This window comes from Streptomyces bungoensis (assembly GCF_001514215.1).
GTDB classification, from domain to species: Bacteria; Actinomycetota; Actinomycetes; order Streptomycetales; family Streptomycetaceae; genus Streptomyces; species Streptomyces bungoensis.
The window spans coordinates 133,559-148,293 of sequence record NZ_KQ948868.1 but is presented as its reverse complement, the minus strand read 5'-3'; the positions used below and the strand labels follow the sequence as shown (position 1 = coordinate 148,293).

Here is a 14,735-nt window from a genome sequence, read left to right as displayed (position 1 = left end):
TGGGCTCTCCTCCTGATGCGCAGCAGCGTGCACTTGGCACCCTGAAATTTTCAACTTGCCGGTTGCGGGCTGTTGTTGGCGGGTGCCAGAGTGGTCCCACTGCTCCGGCCGACGAAGGAGCGGGCGGCGCGGGCCGGTTGGGGGAGACCGGCCCGCACCACGGCCTCACGGGAGGCGGTGAGCCGTCTGCTCCCCGAGCGGCACGTCTGCGGTGACACCGACACCCCCCACGACGCGAGGCCGCACGAAAGGCGTACGGCGATGGCTCCGCCCTCCCTCCCCCGACCACTGCACCGACCCCCCGAGGACGGGCCACCCGTGAATCCCGCCGAGCTGCTGCTGCCGCCGGCCGGTGTGCCGGTCCGGCTCCCGGAGGCCGAGCGCCCCGCGCTCCGGCCGGCGGAGGCGGTACCGGCCCCGAGACCACCCGGGGGCGAGCACCTGGGTCGACTCCCTGGGGCCGACGCCCCCGACCCGCTCGCCTCCGGGGCCGCACCCGCCGGTCCCGCCGCCGCCTTCGACCTGCCGGCCGTGCCCGCGTCGGTCGGCACGGCCCGCCGGGTCTTACGGGATCTGCTGGCCGCCTGGGGCGTCGCCGAGGACACCCGCGACGACACGGTCCTCGTCGCCTCGGAACTGGTCACCAACGCGCTGGTGCACGCGGCCGGCGAACGGATCGCGTGTCGGGTGCGCCGGTCCGCCGGCCGGGTCCGCGTCGAGGTCGAGGACCAGAACCGCGGCTCGGTCCGTCCGGTCCCCCGGCAGTCCGGGCCCGACGACCAGAACGGGCGCGGGCTCTTCCTGGTCGACGCGCTGACCGCCGACTGGGGTGTGACGGTCGCGCCCGGCCGGCCCGCGCGCATCGTCTGGGCGGAGCTGACGACCGCGCCCGGCCCCCCTGCCCCGCCTCTCCCCCGGACCGTCCCCCACTCGTCCGAAGGAACCCCCGAGCATGCCCCGATCCACTCCTGTCCCGAACCTGCCCGCCGACCCGTCCTGGACCCGGACCCGCCCGCGGCCGGGACCGGCTGACCCGGCCGGCGTCCCCGGGGGCGCACACCGCGACTGACCGGCTCCGATCCGGGCACCCCGGATTCCGGAGGCACGGTGCCCGCAAGGAGGCCCCACGAGGGCGGAGGACCTCAGCGGGCGGCGAGGGCCCGGATCTCGTCGGCGATCAGCTCGGGGTCCTCCTCTGCCATGAAGTGGCCACAGGAGACCGTGCGGTGCCGCAGGTCCTCGGCCCAGGCGCTCCACAGCCCCTGGGCGTGGTAGCCGAGAGCGGCACCCCAGTCCTGCTGGAGAACGGTGACCGGCATGGCCAGCCGGTTGCCCGCATCCCGGTCGGCGGTGTCGTGGGCCAGATCCGCACCGGCGGAGGCACGGTAGTCGGCGACGATGGACGGCACCGCCGCCGCCGACGCGGCGACGTAGTGGTCGCGGACCTCGGCGGGGATCGCGTCCGGGGCGTTGCTCCAGGCGTCCAGGAAGTACGAGAAGAAGGCGTCGGCGGACGCCTGGATCATCCGCTCCGGCAGGCCCGGGGCCTGTGCCATCAGGTAGAGGTGGAAGCCGACCGCACCGGACACCCCGTGCAGGGCGTTCCACGTGTCGAGGGTCGGCAGGACGTCCAGGAAGAGGGCGCGGGACACGGTGTCGGGGTGATCCATCGCGGCGCGGAAGGCGACCAGCGCGCCGCGGTCGTGTCCGGCCAGGGTGAAACGGTCGTGCCCCAGCTCGGCGGCGAGCCGGACGATGTCCCGGGCCATCGTCCGCTTCGAGTAGACCTCCGGACCGCTCTCGGCGGGCTTGTCGCTGGCACCGTAACCGCGCAGGTCCGGGCAGATGACGGTGTGGTCGGCGGCGAGGCCGGCGGCGACGTGCCGCCACATCAGACGGGTCTGCGGAAAGCCGTGCAGCAGCACGACCGGCGTGCCGGTGCCGCCGACGGCGGCGTGCAACGTGACGCCGTCGTCGACCGTCACGCGGTGCTCGGCGAATCGGGGGATGCTCGGGTGTGTCACAGGGACTCCTGCGGCTCGTGGCAGAGTGGATGCTCCGGACCCGGTGGTCCGGGTGTCCGGGGGCGCCACCCAGGCTGGGGGCCCCGGATCAGCGATCGATGAGTGGACACGCGGCACTTCCGGAAGCCGGCGCCGCCCGCGAAGGGACCGTGCCGTGGGCGTGAAGTTCGGACTGCTGGGGCCGGTCGCCGCCTGGGACGCCGACGGCGCGTCCGTTCCGCTCGGTGCGCCCCGCCACCGGGAGGTGCTCGGCCGGCTGCTGATCGCCCGCAACCGGGTGGTCCCGGTCGGCCGGCTCGTGGCCGATCTGTGGGAGGACGGGCCCCCGGCCGGCGCGGTGGGCGCGGTCCGCACCTTCGTCGCGGCGCTGCGCCGCGCCCTGGAGCCCGGGCGCCCTCCCCGGCAGCCGTCCCGCCTGCTGGTCACCGAGGGCCCCGGCTACGTCCTGCGGGCCGGACGCGACGCGGTGGACGCCTGGCGGTTCGAGGACACGGCCGCGCGCGCCGCCCAGGCGCCGCCGTACAGGGCGGTCGCCCTCTGGGACGAGGCACTCGCCCGGTGGCGTGGGCCGGTCCTGGCCGACTTCCCCGCCGCCGGGTGGGCCGCCGCCGAGCAGGCCCGGCTGGAGGCGCTGCGCCTCGACGCGGTCGAGCGGCGCGCCGACGCCCTGCTGACCACCGGCGCCGCCCGGGACGCCGTCGTCGATCTGCGAGCCCATGTGGCCGCGCACCCGGGGCGGGAGGACGGCTGGGTGCTGCTGGCGACCGCTCTGGACCGGTCCGGTCGGCGCGGTGAGGCCCTGGAGACCCTGCGCCATGCCCGCCACGTCCTCGCCGGCCCCGACGGATCCGGCCCCGGAGCCGCCCTGGCGCGGACCACGGCCCGGATCCTCAGCCGCGCCGGCGACTTGGCGAGCGAGCCGGCCGGGGCGGCGGACGGCGTCTGGGACCGTACGGCCGCCGCGTGGAACCGCTCGGTGCCCACGCGGTCCCGCGCCCGGCTGCACGCCGCCGCCGGCCTGCTGCGGGACCTCGCGGTGACCGGCGCCGACGGCCTGCGAGAGGCACGCGTGCACCGTCGGGACCTGGTCGCGGCGGCCGAGTCGACGGGGGACGCCGAACTGGCCGCCGGCCTCATCGGCTCCTACGACGTCCCGGCGGTGTGGACCCGCGCCGACGACCCCGAGGACGCCGGCGAACTGGCCCGGGCCGCCGCCCGCACCGCTGCCCGGCTCGGCCCCGGCGGACCGCCCGCGCTGCGGGCCCGCCTGCTGTCGGTCGTCGCGGTCGAGTCACGGGGCGATGCCGCCGCCGACGCGCCGCTTCCCCGGGCGGCCGAGGCCCCCGCCGCCGAACCGTGGCGGCTGCGCGCCGAGCGTGCCGCGCAGGAGGCCGTCCGCCTCGCCCGGCGTCTCAAAGATCCCGCCCTGCTCGCGTTCGCCCTCAACGGCGCCTTCATGCAGTCCTTCGCCACCTGCGGAACGGCCGCTCACCGCGAGGCCCTCGGCGCCGAACTGACCCGTCTGGCCGTCGACCACCACATGCCCGGCCACGAGGTCCTGGGTCGCCTTGTCCGCCTCCAGTCCCTCGCCGGACTCGGCGACCTCACGGCGGCGGACGCACAGGCCGAGGAGGTCGACCGGCTGGCGCACCGCAACGACCGGCCGCTCGCCGCGGTCTTCACGTCGTGGTACCGGGCCCTGCGCGGCTGCGAGACCGAGGGATGGACGGCGGCCCGTCCCCGGTACGCAGAGGTCCTGGCGGCGACCGCCGACTGCGGTATGCCCGGCCTCACCCGGGGAGCGGCCGTCCTCGTCGCTCTGGTTCCGGTCATGCGGGGCGACGCGCTGCCGGACCCCGACGACTTCGCCCGTCTCGACGCGGGCCCCTACCGGCCGTGGCTCGATCCCTTGCTGCTGGCCGCCTCCGGCTCCACCGAGCGGGCCCGGGAGGCACTCACGACGGTTCCCCGGCCACCGCACGACCTTCTCCAGGAGGCACTGTGGTGCGTACTCGCCCGTGCGGCGGCGTCCGTCGGGCACCTGCCGGTCCTGCGTCGGGCCCGCGACGAACTCGCCGCCGCCGAAGCGGAACTCGCGGGCGCGGGGAGCGGCCTGTTCTCCTTCGGACCGGTCGCCCGCCATCTGCGGGCCATCGACACGGCCCTTGGTGACCCGTCCTCCGCGCGGCCGGCCGACGGCGGTGCGTAGGAGCGGCCATGGCCCACGGCGGGTGGTGCGAGCGGGATGAGCGGTCGCGAGCTCCGAACGGGCTGCGCGGTGGCTCCGACCCCCACGCAACGCCGCCCCGGAAACGGCAGCCACGATCGGCGCGGCGTGCTCGGCGCCGTGGCCGGGACAGCCCTCGGCGAAGCGCTACCGGCCGCCCGCGCCAGGGGCCGCGTCGGGCAGGACGCGGAAGCGGGTGAGGCCCTCGGGTTCCTCCGCGGCGCTCGCGCTCCGGGTCACGTGTGCCGCCGGGGGCCCCTGGGCCGCCCAGCGCACCATGTGGCCGACGGCGTCGGGGGCGCCTTCGAAGACGGCTTCCACGTCTCCGTCGGACAGGTTGCGCACCCACCCCGCCACGCCCCGCTCCTCGGCGAGCCGTCTGCAGGTGTCGCGGTAGAACACGCCCTGCACGCGGCCTCCGACACGCACGTGCCGCCGGACGGTCGGTCCCGACACGGTGCGGGCCTCTCAGGCGCCGGCTCGGGCGTGTGCGGCCAGCGCCTCGGCGGCGGTGCGCAGCCGGCCGGCCGCCGTGCGGCACGCGGCTGCCTGCCGTCGCAGGGCGGGACCGGCCGGCGCCGGCGCCGCGGCGCGGCCGGCCAGCGCGGCCGCGGTGGCGAGCAGCCGCCGGGCGTAACCGTCCATCAGGTCGGCGTCGGCGCGCAGACCGGCCGCCCGGTCGAGGAGTTCGCGGGCCGGTGCGATGACGCGGGTGGACTCGAGGACCATGACGGCTCCCGGCTGATGGGGGCGGGCGGGGGATTCAGCACGGCAGGAGGGCTCCGGCGCTGCGGTGGAGCAGGACCCGCGGGCAGGCCAGCACGAAGAGCGGGCGGGCGGTGTCCAGACCGAGCCTGCGCAACTGCCCGGCCATCGGTTCGGCCGCGGCGGTGTCCAGGCGCAGCCGCATGCCGGTACCGGTGTGCAGGCGCGGCCTGCCGTGGGTCCGGACCAGGGTGCGTACGGTGCCCTCGCCGCGCCGGCCGTAGAGCACCCAGTCCGCGTCCGGGCACGGGATGCCGGGCCCGAGGCGGCCCTCGACGGTGAGTCCGAGGTCCGGTGCGGCGAAGCGGAGGGCGCGGCCCGCGAGGTCGGCCTCGGCGCCGGACAGGAGCGCCTTGTGGCCCCAGAGTTCCTGCGCCACGGTGCGGGCCTCCTCGCTGCTGACGGCGAGGGAGAGCACGTGCCGCCCGCTGCGGCGCAGGTCCAGGCGGCGCAGCAGGTCGGCGGCGACGTCGTACGGGCGCGGCCGCCAGGGGTCGCCGACCGGCAGCGACAGCGCGATCTCGGCGTACGGGCCGATGGTGGAACAGCGGTGCTCGTACAGGGAGAGCACGGCCAGCGCGCGCCCGCCGAGCCGGCTCGGCGCCATCCGGCCGGCGTCGGGCAGCAGGGCGCGTGCGGTGCGGGCGTCGACCGGGAAGCACAGGTGGGCGGCGGAGGAGTCGTAGTAGCGCACCGGCACGTCGACCGGGCCGGTGGTGGTGCGGACGGAGGCGGTGGGCAGGGTGAGGAAGGGGTGGCCCTCGGGCGGGTGGGCGCGGTCCAGGACCCGGTAGGCCTGGGTGCGCACGACCGTGCCGCGGTAGGGGGTGAGCGCCTCGTCGGCGTACTCGCGGACCTCGGGCACGACCGTCCGCAGGTGGGCGATGTACGCGCGAAGCAGGTGGCACGCCGGGAATTCGCGGCTGGGCCCCGGATAGTGGGCCTCGTACCGGTTCGGGCGCGGTCCGGACGAGGGGCCGGCGGCGCCCGCTCCCCCGGCCTCGGGCAGGGCGGCCAGGTCGTGCCGGTTGACGATGCGGGCGACCCAGGTGCGCGGGTCGGCGGGCTTCCCGCCGTCGGGCGGGGAGCCCACGGCGATCACGTGCGTGACCCGGTGGGCGCGGCAGAAGTCCCGGTCCCGGGCGAGGTTCAGCAGGACGGTCCCGCCTTCGCCGTGCCCGATCAGGGCGAGGTCGGCGCCGCGCGGGATGCCGTGCTCCCGCAGGGCGAGCAGGACCGAGCGGGTGTAGCGGGTGTGGGGCGGGTCCGCCGCGGCCGGGTCGCGCCAGGCGCCGGTGCCGGCGTGCGGGGAGCCGGTGCGGGGGCGGCCGGGGGCCGTGCCGGGTGCCTGGACGACGTACCGGACGACGCCGTCGGGGCCGCGCACGTTCTGCACCAGGATCCGCCCGTCGGTGGACAGCACCTCGAGGTTGCGCAGGAACCCGAGGAGGGAGCCCTCGGTGGCGATGACCTGCCTCTCCTGGTCGGTGAGGCCGACGGCCTCGGCGGCGCCCTCGCACCGGTCGGGGCCGGGGGGCGGAGAGGCGTCCAGCAGGGCGCGCACGGCCGGGAGTTCGGCCATCAGGGGAGCGAGGCCGGCCAGGGCGCGCTGGGCGTCCCGGTCCTGGAACAGGCGCCGCAGGGCCCGTACGGCAGCCGGGTCGGAGCCCGCGGTGACGGCGGCGGTGAGCCGGCGCATGCCCGGGTCGTGCACCAGTTCGGGGTGGTTGACCAGAACGGCGGCGATCTTCAGCCGCAGCGCGGTGACCCCCACCAGCCGGGCCAGGTCCTCCCGGCCCGGTGTCCGCCGTACGGGGTACGGCGCCGTGAACGCGGGCCCGCCGAGCCCGCGCCGGTCCGTCAGGGCCCGCAGCAGCGCCCACCGCGCGGCGAGAGCGGTCCGGGGGCGGCGCGCGGAGGCGGTCGGGGCGGGCAGCCGCAGCGCGGCCCCGGTACGCAGGGACACCTGACGGATGCCGTCGGCCACGGCGGCCACGTCCGTCGCGCACCGGCGCAGCAGTTCCTCGTCGTCCTGCGCGTCCCGCGCGTGGTGCTGGTCCCGTGCGGGCCGTCCGGGTGCGTGGCCGTCCGCTCGCATCCGACGCTCCCTCGACTCGACGACGTACGACGGTGTGCGACCGCGCCCGGGGGACGCGGTCTCGCTCCCCATCGTCGGCCAGGGGCCCGGCCCGCGCACCCCGGCGGGCGCCGGGCACGAGGGCGCGCGGCGCCGGCCGGCGGCCCCGGGGTCGCGGCGCGCACAGGCCCGCCGTCCGGCTCAGGCGCCGTCCGTCAGGCCGGCCGCGACGGTGGCCCCGAGTTCCCAGCAGGCCTCGGTGTCGGCCTTGGCGGGCGCACCGGTGACGGTCACCGGCTCGGCCGCGCGCCGCCAGCCGAGGCCGGTGGTGATGGCCTCGACGGCGCGGACGGCGCCCGTGACGTCGTTGCCGCCGTGGACGTAGTAGCCGAAGGGCCGGCCCCGGGTCTCGTCCAGGCACGGGTAGTAGATCTGGTCGAAGAAGTGCTTGAGGGCCCCGGAGATGTAGCCGAGGTTGGCCGGGGTGCCGAGGAGGTAGCCGTCGGCCGCCAGGACGTCGGAGGCGGTGGCGGCCAGGGCGGCCCGCCGCACGACGCGGACGCCCTCGATCTCGGGCGTGGTCGCCCCGGAGACGACGGCCTCGAACAGGGCCTGGCAGTGCGGCGAGGGCGTGTGATGCACGATCAGCAAGGTGGGCACGCACCGAACCCTGCCGTGCCGGGACCGCGCCCCGCAAACGGCGTGCGGCGTTGTGGGACCGGGGACGCGGGTGCGACGATGCCCGGCAGCCGTGCAGGGACGACGGGAGGAGCCGTCTTGGCCGAGGACGACCGCCGGGCACCGGCCGCCGTGCTGTTCGACGCGCTGGGGCTCGACTACGAGAGGGCGTTCGCGTCCTCCGAGGCGCACCGGGCCTCGCTGCGCTGGCTGCTGGACCGGCTGCCGCCGGGCAGCCGGGTGCTGGACGCGGGCTGCGGGACGGGACGGCCGACCGCGCAGACCCTCGCCGGGGCCGGGCACGCCGTGCTCGGCGTGGACGTCTCCCCGGTCATGGTCGGCCTCGCCTCCCGGCAGGTGCCGCGGGCCGAGTTCCGGCTCGCCGACCTCCGCGAACTGCCCCTGGAGGAGCACTCCTTCGACGCCGTGTGCGGCTACTTCTCGCTGCTGCAGATGACCCGCGCCGAGCAGTCCGCCGTCGTCGCGAAGCTGACCCGGGCCCTGCGGCCGGGCGGGTCGGCGGTGCTGGCCACGGTGCCCCTCGACGTGGAGGGCGTCGAGGGGACCTTCATGGGGCAGCCCGTCCGGGTGACGAGCTTCGCGGCGGAGGACTTCCGGGCGATGGCGGCCGGGGCCGGGCTGACGGTGCTCTCCGAGGAGCACGCCCTGTTCTCCCCCGCCCACCCCGGCGCCGGCCCGGAGCCGCACCTGTTCCTGCACTGCCGGCGCGAGACGGACTGACACACACGGGGCGGGCCCGGGCCCGCCGTTACGGCCGCAGGGGCAGCGACGCGCAGGTGTTCCCGGCGGGCTCGCCGGAGAGGCGGTCGGTCAGCCAGGAGATGGCCTTGCCCTGGTCGGTGAGCAGCGGCGCGACGTGGTTGAGCAGCGCGCGCCCCAACGGCGGGTCGAGGACCGGCACATAGGTGACGTCGGCGCCCTCGCGGCACCAGTCGACGGCCAGTCGCCGGGCCTGCGCGTGCGGGACGAGGTCGTCGTTGACGCCGGTGGCCACCCGGACCGGGCTCGCCGGCCGTCTCGTGCCGATGCGCTGCCGGTCGAGGAAGTCCCGCAGCGCGGGCTCGCCCTTGATGACGTCGCTGAGGGACGAGCCGTCGGTGGTCCAGGCCGTGCTGTGTGCCGAGTTGTAGGCGATGAGGGCGTCGCCGACGCACATCGTGGACAGGTCCGTGAGAGCGGCCCTGCCCTTCGCGTTGAGGTGCCGGTCGGCGATGGGCTTCAGGGCGGGATCGGACTGCAGGAAGCCGTTGACGGCCCAGCCGAGGGCGCCGGCCAGGTCGCTGCCGTCGATCGCCCGGGTCACCGCGGTCAGGTCGGCGGGCGGCGCGCCCGCGTAGGTGCCGGCCAGGGTGATGTCGGGGGCGTAGGACGGCTGGGCCTCGGCCGCGGCCGCGGTGGCACCGCCGCCCTGGCTGTAGCCGTACAGCCCGACAGGTGAGGCGGCCGTGACGGAGGAGCCCCGCAGGGTGCGGGCGGCGCGTACGGCGTCCAGCACGGCGTGCGCGCCGTCGAGGCGGTTGACGTAGGTGTGCAGCCGATCGGTGGCGCCCAGGCCGGCGTAGTCGGTGACGACGACGGCGACACCCCGGGCGAGCAGCCGGTAGATCGCCAGGTCCTCGTAACCTACGGACAGCGTCTGGCCGTTGGCCCGCAGCGGGTGCTCCAGGCCGAGGGAGGCGGCGCACTGGTCGCCCTGCCCCAGGGTGCCCGGGGCGACCGCGACGAGCGGGCGCGGTCCGCCGTGCGTCCAGGCGGCTGCCGGTTCGAGGTAGGCGCCGGTCACCGCGACCGGGCCGCCGGTGGAGTCGGTGCTCTTGTACATCAGCCGGGTCGCCTGGCCCGGCAGCGGGCCGTCGAGGCCGGGCAGGCTCAGCGCGAGCGGCAGGGGCTCGCTGCGGATCACGGTGCCGTCGGCGGCGGGCAGCGTGGCCGGCGGGTCGTAGAAGGCGGGGATGGTGACGCCCCGGGACACGACCGGGTCCGGGGCGGTGGCGGGGAGCGCGGCGGCGCTCTGCGCGCCGAGGCAGGCGGCGACGGCGACGGCGAGGGCGGTCAGTTGGTGCCGTGCGGGCATGGCGGACCTCCTGAGGTGGTGGGGCAGGGGGGCTCCGAAGCGGCTGCACGGACCTTACTGTCGAGTAAGTTACCGGTGGTAGCCCACGGGAGGTCACAGTTGAGCAATGCGACTCCGTGTCAAGAAGCGGTACCGGAGGGTGGCTTGTCCGGTGCTGCCGGGGCCCTCGGCTACAGTGACCGGCCGGATCGACGGGGAGCGCACGGTGCGGGCAAGGGTGGGGATCATGCGGGGCGGAGCGACGGGTGCGGCACTGGGGACCGTACTGCTGGCGGCGGCGCTGAGCGGCTGCGCCACGCCGGGCGGGACGGAGGGCACGGCGCGTCCGAGCGCCTCGGCCACGACGCGGACGGCGGCGAGCGGGGACACGGTCGGCGCGGCCGGCTCCGCCTGTGAACTGCCGGTCAGCTTCTCCGCCGCCAAGCACTGGAAGGCCAGGGGCATCGACGCCGGGGCCGCGGCGGCGAAGGCGTCGAGCGGGCCGGACGGCGATCTGGCGGCGGAGCTCGCCGACGCCTTCCTGCGGCAGGGCCCGGTCACCGCCGCCTGCGAGATCGACGCCAAGCCCGCCGGCCACATCGGCTTCCTGCGCGTGTGGACCGGCAAGCCGGGCGACGCGGACGCCCGCGCCGTGCTGCGCGCGTTCGTCGCCGCCGAGGACGAGGTGAGCGGGGAGAGGTACCACGCCTTCACGACGGCCGCCGGCCTGTCCGGTGCCGAGGTGGAGTACGTCACGACGAGCAAGCTCCTGGAAGAAAGCAAGAAGGAGCGTGCGCTGGCCGTCTCCACACCCGACGGTCCGGTCGTGCTGCACCTCGGCGGAATGGACACCGACGAGCACGAGGCGATGCTGCCCGCGTACGAACTGGCCAAGCAGACCCTTCAGGTCTCCTGACGCGGCATCACCCCGCCGAGATGCGTGTTCGGTTGGGCGCCGTCGTCCGGCCCAGGTAGGTGAGGGGGCCGGCGTCCGCCACCTGGATCTCGTGGAAGCCGAGCCGGTCGTAGAAGGCGCGGGCGGCCGTGTTCACGGTGACCATGCCGAGGTGCACGGCCGGTACGCCCTGTCCGTGCAGGGCGTCCAGCAGCGTGGTCATCAGCCGGCGGCCGTACCCGCGGCCCTGCCAGGGCGGCAGCAGATCGATGTGCAAGTGGGCTGGGTACGCGGCCAGTTCGGGTACGAGCATGCGCTCCGGGTGGTGCAGAAGGCCGATCATCTCCTCCGTCGGCGTGCTCGGCGGCGCGGTGGGTGCCGGGTAGCGGCCGGCCAGCCGGGGGATCCACTCCCGGCGGAAGTCCTTGACGAACCGCTCGGTGTCCGCCGTGCCGATGACGTACCCCACCGCCCGGCCGTCGCCGTCGTCCAGGACGAAGGAGAGTGCGGGGTCGAAGTGGCAGTACGGCTCGGCGAAGATCGACGGCATGAGCCGCAGGTCGGGGTAACGAGCTCGGGAGTCACCGCCGTTGTGCGCGGTACGGACGCAGACGTCGGCCACCGCGTCGCGGTCGGCGGGGCGGTAGGGCCGGATGACGGGGTGCGCGGCCTGCTGATGCTGGGGACTCATGAGGGACATCCTCATACCCATGGGAGCGCTCCCACAAGGGAGTCGCGGTTGCGGTGGACAAGAAACGGCGGCCCCCCGGGTGGGTGGGCCGCCGTCTCCGGTGGTGGGCTGGGGGCGTCAGTAGCGCAGGCGCTTGGCGCGGATGAGCATCACCAGGCCGGACAGGGCCAGCAGGGTGCCGAGGCCCGCCGGCCAGAGGTTGGCCCCCGTCTCGGCGAGGCCGCCGTGGACCGCCTGCGGTTCGCTCTGTGCGGGCGGGGGTGTCGTCCGGCCGCTGCCGGGTTCGGGGCTCCGGGTGGCCTGGCCGATCTCGCCGGCCTCCGAGGCGGACGGGGCGGCCGAGCGGGACGGCGCGGACGAGTGCGACGTGCCGGTCTTGGCCGGAGCGGTCTGTGCGCCGTGGGTGCCCTGGCCGCCCTGCTTCGCCGGGCGGCCGGTGTCGTGGGTGCCCTGCTCGCTCCGGCCGTCCTGATTGCCGGGCTTGCTGGGCGCGCCGTGCTTGGTGGTGTGGGCCGGTGTGGTCGTCGCGTCGGTTCTGGGCAGCTCCGACGGGTTGGAGACGGAGGGTGCCGGAGTGGCGGAGGCCCCTGCGGTGGGCTCGGCCGTCGCGCCCGAGCCGGTGCCGGTGCCGGAGCCGGTGCCGGAGCCGGAGCCGGAGCCGGTGCCGGTGCCGGAGCCGGTGCCGGAGCCGGAGCCGGAGCCGGAGCCGGAGCCGGTGCCGGGGGACGCGGAGGCACCGCCGCCGTCGGCCCCGGCGCCGCAGGTGCGGCCGGAGTTGATGCAGTCGACCATATGGCGCATCAGGCTCTCGTCGAAGACGTTGATGAAGTCACCGTGGTCGGTCACCGGCTTGTGCAGCTGCTCGGGGAACGAGTCCACGGCGAACAGCGGAACCGTGCGCCCGCCGTCCTCGATGCTCGGCGCCGGCACGTCGTAGACGATGCGCTGCACCAGCTGCGGGATGGCGCGGAAGCCCTCGGGACAGGAGCCGTCGGGGCCCGCGAAGGCCACGTGGGTGCGGTGGTTGGCGCTGTCGGTGTTGCGGCCGTCCCAGCAGCTCTGGAAGCGGAAGGTGCGCACCACGTCGCTGCCCGACGGGCACAGCGGGTACTTGTCCTTCAGCTGCCGGTCCTCGTAACCGGTGCAGCTCCACGAGGCGTTGGCGTTGGCGGGGCCGTTGACGAAGGCCTTGGCGTCGCCGGTGATGATGCGCAGCAGGCGCGGCATCTCGGTGACCTTGCTCCGCGGATTGCCGACGAAGGTCAGCGTGACCTGCTTGGGCGTGACGATCTGGCCCGCGTTGCCCTCGGTGCCGCCGCCCGGGGCGCCGGCGTCCCGTTCCTGCTTGCCGTTCTGCAGGCGCAGCACCGGCCAGTAGTACGTGGACCTGTCACCCTTGTCCACGCAGCTGGTGTCGGCCTTGGCCAGGTCGCCGTCGCTGGCGAAGGCGTTGTTGGACTGGTTGCCGACGTAGTCGTGGAAGTGATGGGCGCCGTTGGAGACGCCGGGGGCGACGATCACGTTGTCGGAGTTGCGCAGGCCGTTCGCGTTGACGCCGCAGTCCGAGGTGAAGCTGCCGCGGGAGGCGTCGGCCTGCTGGGCCGGCTGCGGCGCGTTGGGCTGTACGGCGGTGATGTCGGCGTAGTCGGAGGCGACGGGTCCGTTGCCGCCCTGGCCCGCGCCCGCCTGTCCGGCGCCGCTCTGGCCCTGGCCGCCGCCCGGCGAGGCCGACGCCGTGGCCGTCGCCTGGCCGGTGCCGCCGGTGCCGCCGCCCGTGCCCTCCTGGCCGGGCAGCAGGGCGCAGGCGGCCAGGGACTCCAGCCCTTCCGGCCGGTCGCCGACCCGGTCGATGGCGACGGCGATCCGCTCGATGGTCGCCGACCGCTCGTCCTTCAGCGGGTTCATGACCGAGTCGTCGGCGGCGTGCGGGTTCTCGCTCAGGGCCTGTGCCGACGCCTGGAGTTGCTGGTAGGCGGACGCCGTCTGCCGGTCCAGCTCGGCGAGTTCCCGGTCGACGTCCGCTCGGGCGCCGTCCGGCACGTTCGTGAGCCGGCTGCCGACGTCGGGGCAGTCGATCGTGGCCATGCCAGCGGACTTGACCTGTCCGGTGGCGTCCGGGCCGTTCTGGCCGCCCCAGCCACTCTCGGTGGCCGAGGCGTAGACGTTCGCGGCGACGAGCCCGCCGCCGCCCAGCATCAGGGCGACCGCTGCGAAGGTCACGCGTCGTGCGCCGGTCGGGCGTCTGCGCCTGCTGCTTACCAAGGTGTCCCCCTGCGTGGAGCCGGTCGGTGGGCACGGTTTACCCAGAGCCCCATACGCAGCGCGAGGCCGTTGTGTTCAACCGCATCGGGAATTCACCGAGAACCCACAGGAAGCCTTGGTCACAGGGCTGTTGCGACCGGGAGGGCGTCTGCCCTGCCCACTCGAACGGCAAAGCGAACATCACGAATATGTATCGGACATTCCGCCCTTCAACCTTCACACGGGGGACACAAGTTGGCTAGGTTGACGCTCGGCCGCCCGGCTGCCGCCGGCGATTCCGCCGTGGCGTCCGGAGCCGGGGTTCGACCGACTCCGGGATCGGCCCAAGTGCCCTGCAGGGCAAGGAAGGAGCACGTCTTCCATGGCGCCGGAGAGCCACGAGGTCAGGCAGCGGATCAACTCCCTCTACGACCGGGCCGAGGACGCGACGGGGAACTTCAACGCGACCCGGGCGATGTCGGGGAAGCGTTCCCGGGGCGTCCCGCTGGCCAAGAGGTCCGGGGGGCGGCAGGATCCCGCGCTCGACGCGGTGGCCCGGCAGTGGTTCGAAGGGGCTCGCGCCAGGCTGGGCCCCTCGGTGCCCGCCGTCCTGCCCGCCGACCGGCAGCCCGGCCACGCCGCGGGCCCGGGCCGTTCCCGGGAGCGGGCGGGTGGAGCGCGTGACGCCCTGAGCGTCGGGCTGCCCGAACTGGCCCCCGGCTCCGCGGGCCGTCCGGGCGAGCGCGCGGTGGCCGAACTGCCGAGCGGCTCCTCTTCCGGTGTGGGCGGTCGGCCCCGCCTCGCTCTGGAGGCGGGCGGCGCGGGTCTGCCGGGCAGCGGGCCGGCGGAGCTGCCGAGCGGTCGGCCGGCGGACCTGCCGAGCGGCCGCACAGCGCAATCGCTCACCGGCACCGGGGAGTTGCCCGCGCTGGGCGCCGGCTGGGGCACCGCGGGGCAACGGTCCGGCGACGTGCCCGAGCCGACCGGGCCGGTTGCGGCGGAGTCCTCGGCCTTCAGTTCGCCGGACGGCACCGGCCAAGGCAGGATCATGGCCCCCGGCCGG

General features: G+C 75.8%; 12 protein-coding genes and 1 pseudogene. 5 read left to right on the top strand and 8 right to left on the bottom strand.

Annotated elements, in window-relative coordinates; genetic code table 11:
- The first annotated feature begins 318 nt into the window (after nucleotides 1–318).
- On the top strand, nucleotides 319–1,032 hold the full coding sequence (locus tag AQJ66_RS28760; protein WP_061927901.1) for an ATP-binding protein: 714 nt from the start codon (nucleotides 319–321) through the stop codon (nucleotides 1,030–1,032).
- 110 nt (nucleotides 1,033–1,142) lie between these two features.
- On the opposite strand, the gene AQJ66_RS28755 is transcribed toward AQJ66_RS28760, so the two are convergent.
- A complete protein-coding gene (locus tag AQJ66_RS28755; protein ID WP_061927899.1) occupies nucleotides 1,143–2,024 on the bottom strand; it encodes an alpha/beta fold hydrolase in 882 nt (293 codons plus the stop codon).
- A 154-nt stretch (nucleotides 2,025–2,178) separates the two neighbouring features.
- Between AQJ66_RS28755 and AQJ66_RS28750 the strand changes: the two genes are divergently transcribed.
- Nucleotides 2,179–4,233: an AfsR/SARP family transcriptional regulator gene (locus AQJ66_RS28750; protein ID WP_063804102.1), complete on the top strand. Its 2,055-nt coding sequence runs from the start codon at nucleotides 2,179–2,181 to the stop codon at nucleotides 4,231–4,233.
- Nucleotides 4,234–4,398: 165 nt separating this feature from the next.
- Here AQJ66_RS28750 and AQJ66_RS28745 read toward each other — a convergent pair whose 3' ends face one another.
- The 4 genes from AQJ66_RS28745 to AQJ66_RS28730 form a co-directional block, all read right to left on the bottom strand.
- Nucleotides 4,399–4,680, bottom strand: a complete 282-nt coding sequence (locus AQJ66_RS28745) for an acylphosphatase (protein WP_061927998.1) — start codon at nucleotides 4,678–4,680, stop codon at nucleotides 4,399–4,401.
- A 39-nt stretch (nucleotides 4,681–4,719) separates the two neighbouring features.
- Nucleotides 4,720–4,980 carry a hypothetical protein gene (locus AQJ66_RS28740; protein WP_061927897.1) on the bottom strand — a complete coding sequence of 87 codons (261 nt, stop codon included), beginning with the start codon at nucleotides 4,978–4,980 and terminating at the stop codon, nucleotides 4,720–4,722.
- 34 nt (nucleotides 4,981–5,014) lie between these two features.
- Nucleotides 5,015–7,114, bottom strand: a complete 2,100-nt coding sequence (locus tag AQJ66_RS28735; protein WP_061927895.1) for a hypothetical protein — start codon at nucleotides 7,112–7,114, stop codon at nucleotides 5,015–5,017.
- Nucleotides 7,115–7,294: 180 nt separating this feature from the next.
- Nucleotides 7,295–7,753 carry a flavodoxin family protein gene (locus AQJ66_RS28730; RefSeq protein ID WP_061927893.1) on the bottom strand — a complete coding sequence of 153 codons (459 nt, stop codon included), beginning with the start codon at nucleotides 7,751–7,753 and terminating at the stop codon, nucleotides 7,295–7,297.
- 78 nt (nucleotides 7,754–7,831) lie between these two features.
- Here AQJ66_RS28730 and AQJ66_RS28725 point away from each other — a divergent pair, with 78 nt between their 5' ends.
- Nucleotides 7,832–8,512 carry a class I SAM-dependent methyltransferase gene (locus AQJ66_RS28725; protein WP_061927891.1) on the top strand — a complete coding sequence of 227 codons (681 nt, stop codon included), beginning with the start codon at nucleotides 7,832–7,834 and terminating at the stop codon, nucleotides 8,510–8,512.
- Nucleotides 8,513–8,540: 28 nt separating this feature from the next.
- On the opposite strand, the gene AQJ66_RS28720 is transcribed toward AQJ66_RS28725, so the two are convergent.
- On the bottom strand, nucleotides 8,541–9,866 hold the full coding sequence (locus AQJ66_RS28720) for a lipase family protein (protein WP_061927889.1): 1,326 nt from the start codon (nucleotides 9,864–9,866) through the stop codon (nucleotides 8,541–8,543).
- A 226-nt stretch (nucleotides 9,867–10,092) separates the two neighbouring features.
- Between AQJ66_RS28720 and AQJ66_RS28715 the strand changes: the two genes are divergently transcribed.
- On the top strand, nucleotides 10,093–10,761 hold the full coding sequence (locus AQJ66_RS28715; protein WP_061927996.1) for a lipoprotein: 669 nt from the start codon (nucleotides 10,093–10,095) through the stop codon (nucleotides 10,759–10,761).
- Between the two features lie 7 nt (nucleotides 10,762–10,768).
- Here the strand turns inward: AQJ66_RS28715 and AQJ66_RS28710 are convergent, their stop codons facing one another.
- Both AQJ66_RS28710 and AQJ66_RS28705 read right to left on the bottom strand, forming a co-directional pair.
- Nucleotides 10,769–11,431, bottom strand: coding sequence for a GNAT family N-acetyltransferase (locus AQJ66_RS28710; RefSeq protein ID WP_061927886.1), 663 nt, complete (start codon nucleotides 11,429–11,431; stop codon nucleotides 10,769–10,771).
- A 117-nt stretch (nucleotides 11,432–11,548) separates the two neighbouring features.
- Nucleotides 11,549–13,627, bottom strand: a complete 2,079-nt coding sequence (locus tag AQJ66_RS28705; protein WP_061927994.1) for a DUF1996 domain-containing protein — start codon at nucleotides 13,625–13,627, stop codon at nucleotides 11,549–11,551.
- A 427-nt stretch (nucleotides 13,628–14,054) separates the two neighbouring features.
- On the opposite strand from AQJ66_RS28705, the pseudogene AQJ66_RS28700 reads away from it, so the two are divergent.
- Nucleotides 14,055–14,735 (top strand): annotated as a pseudogene (locus tag AQJ66_RS28700) (hypothetical protein); the annotation flags it as partial.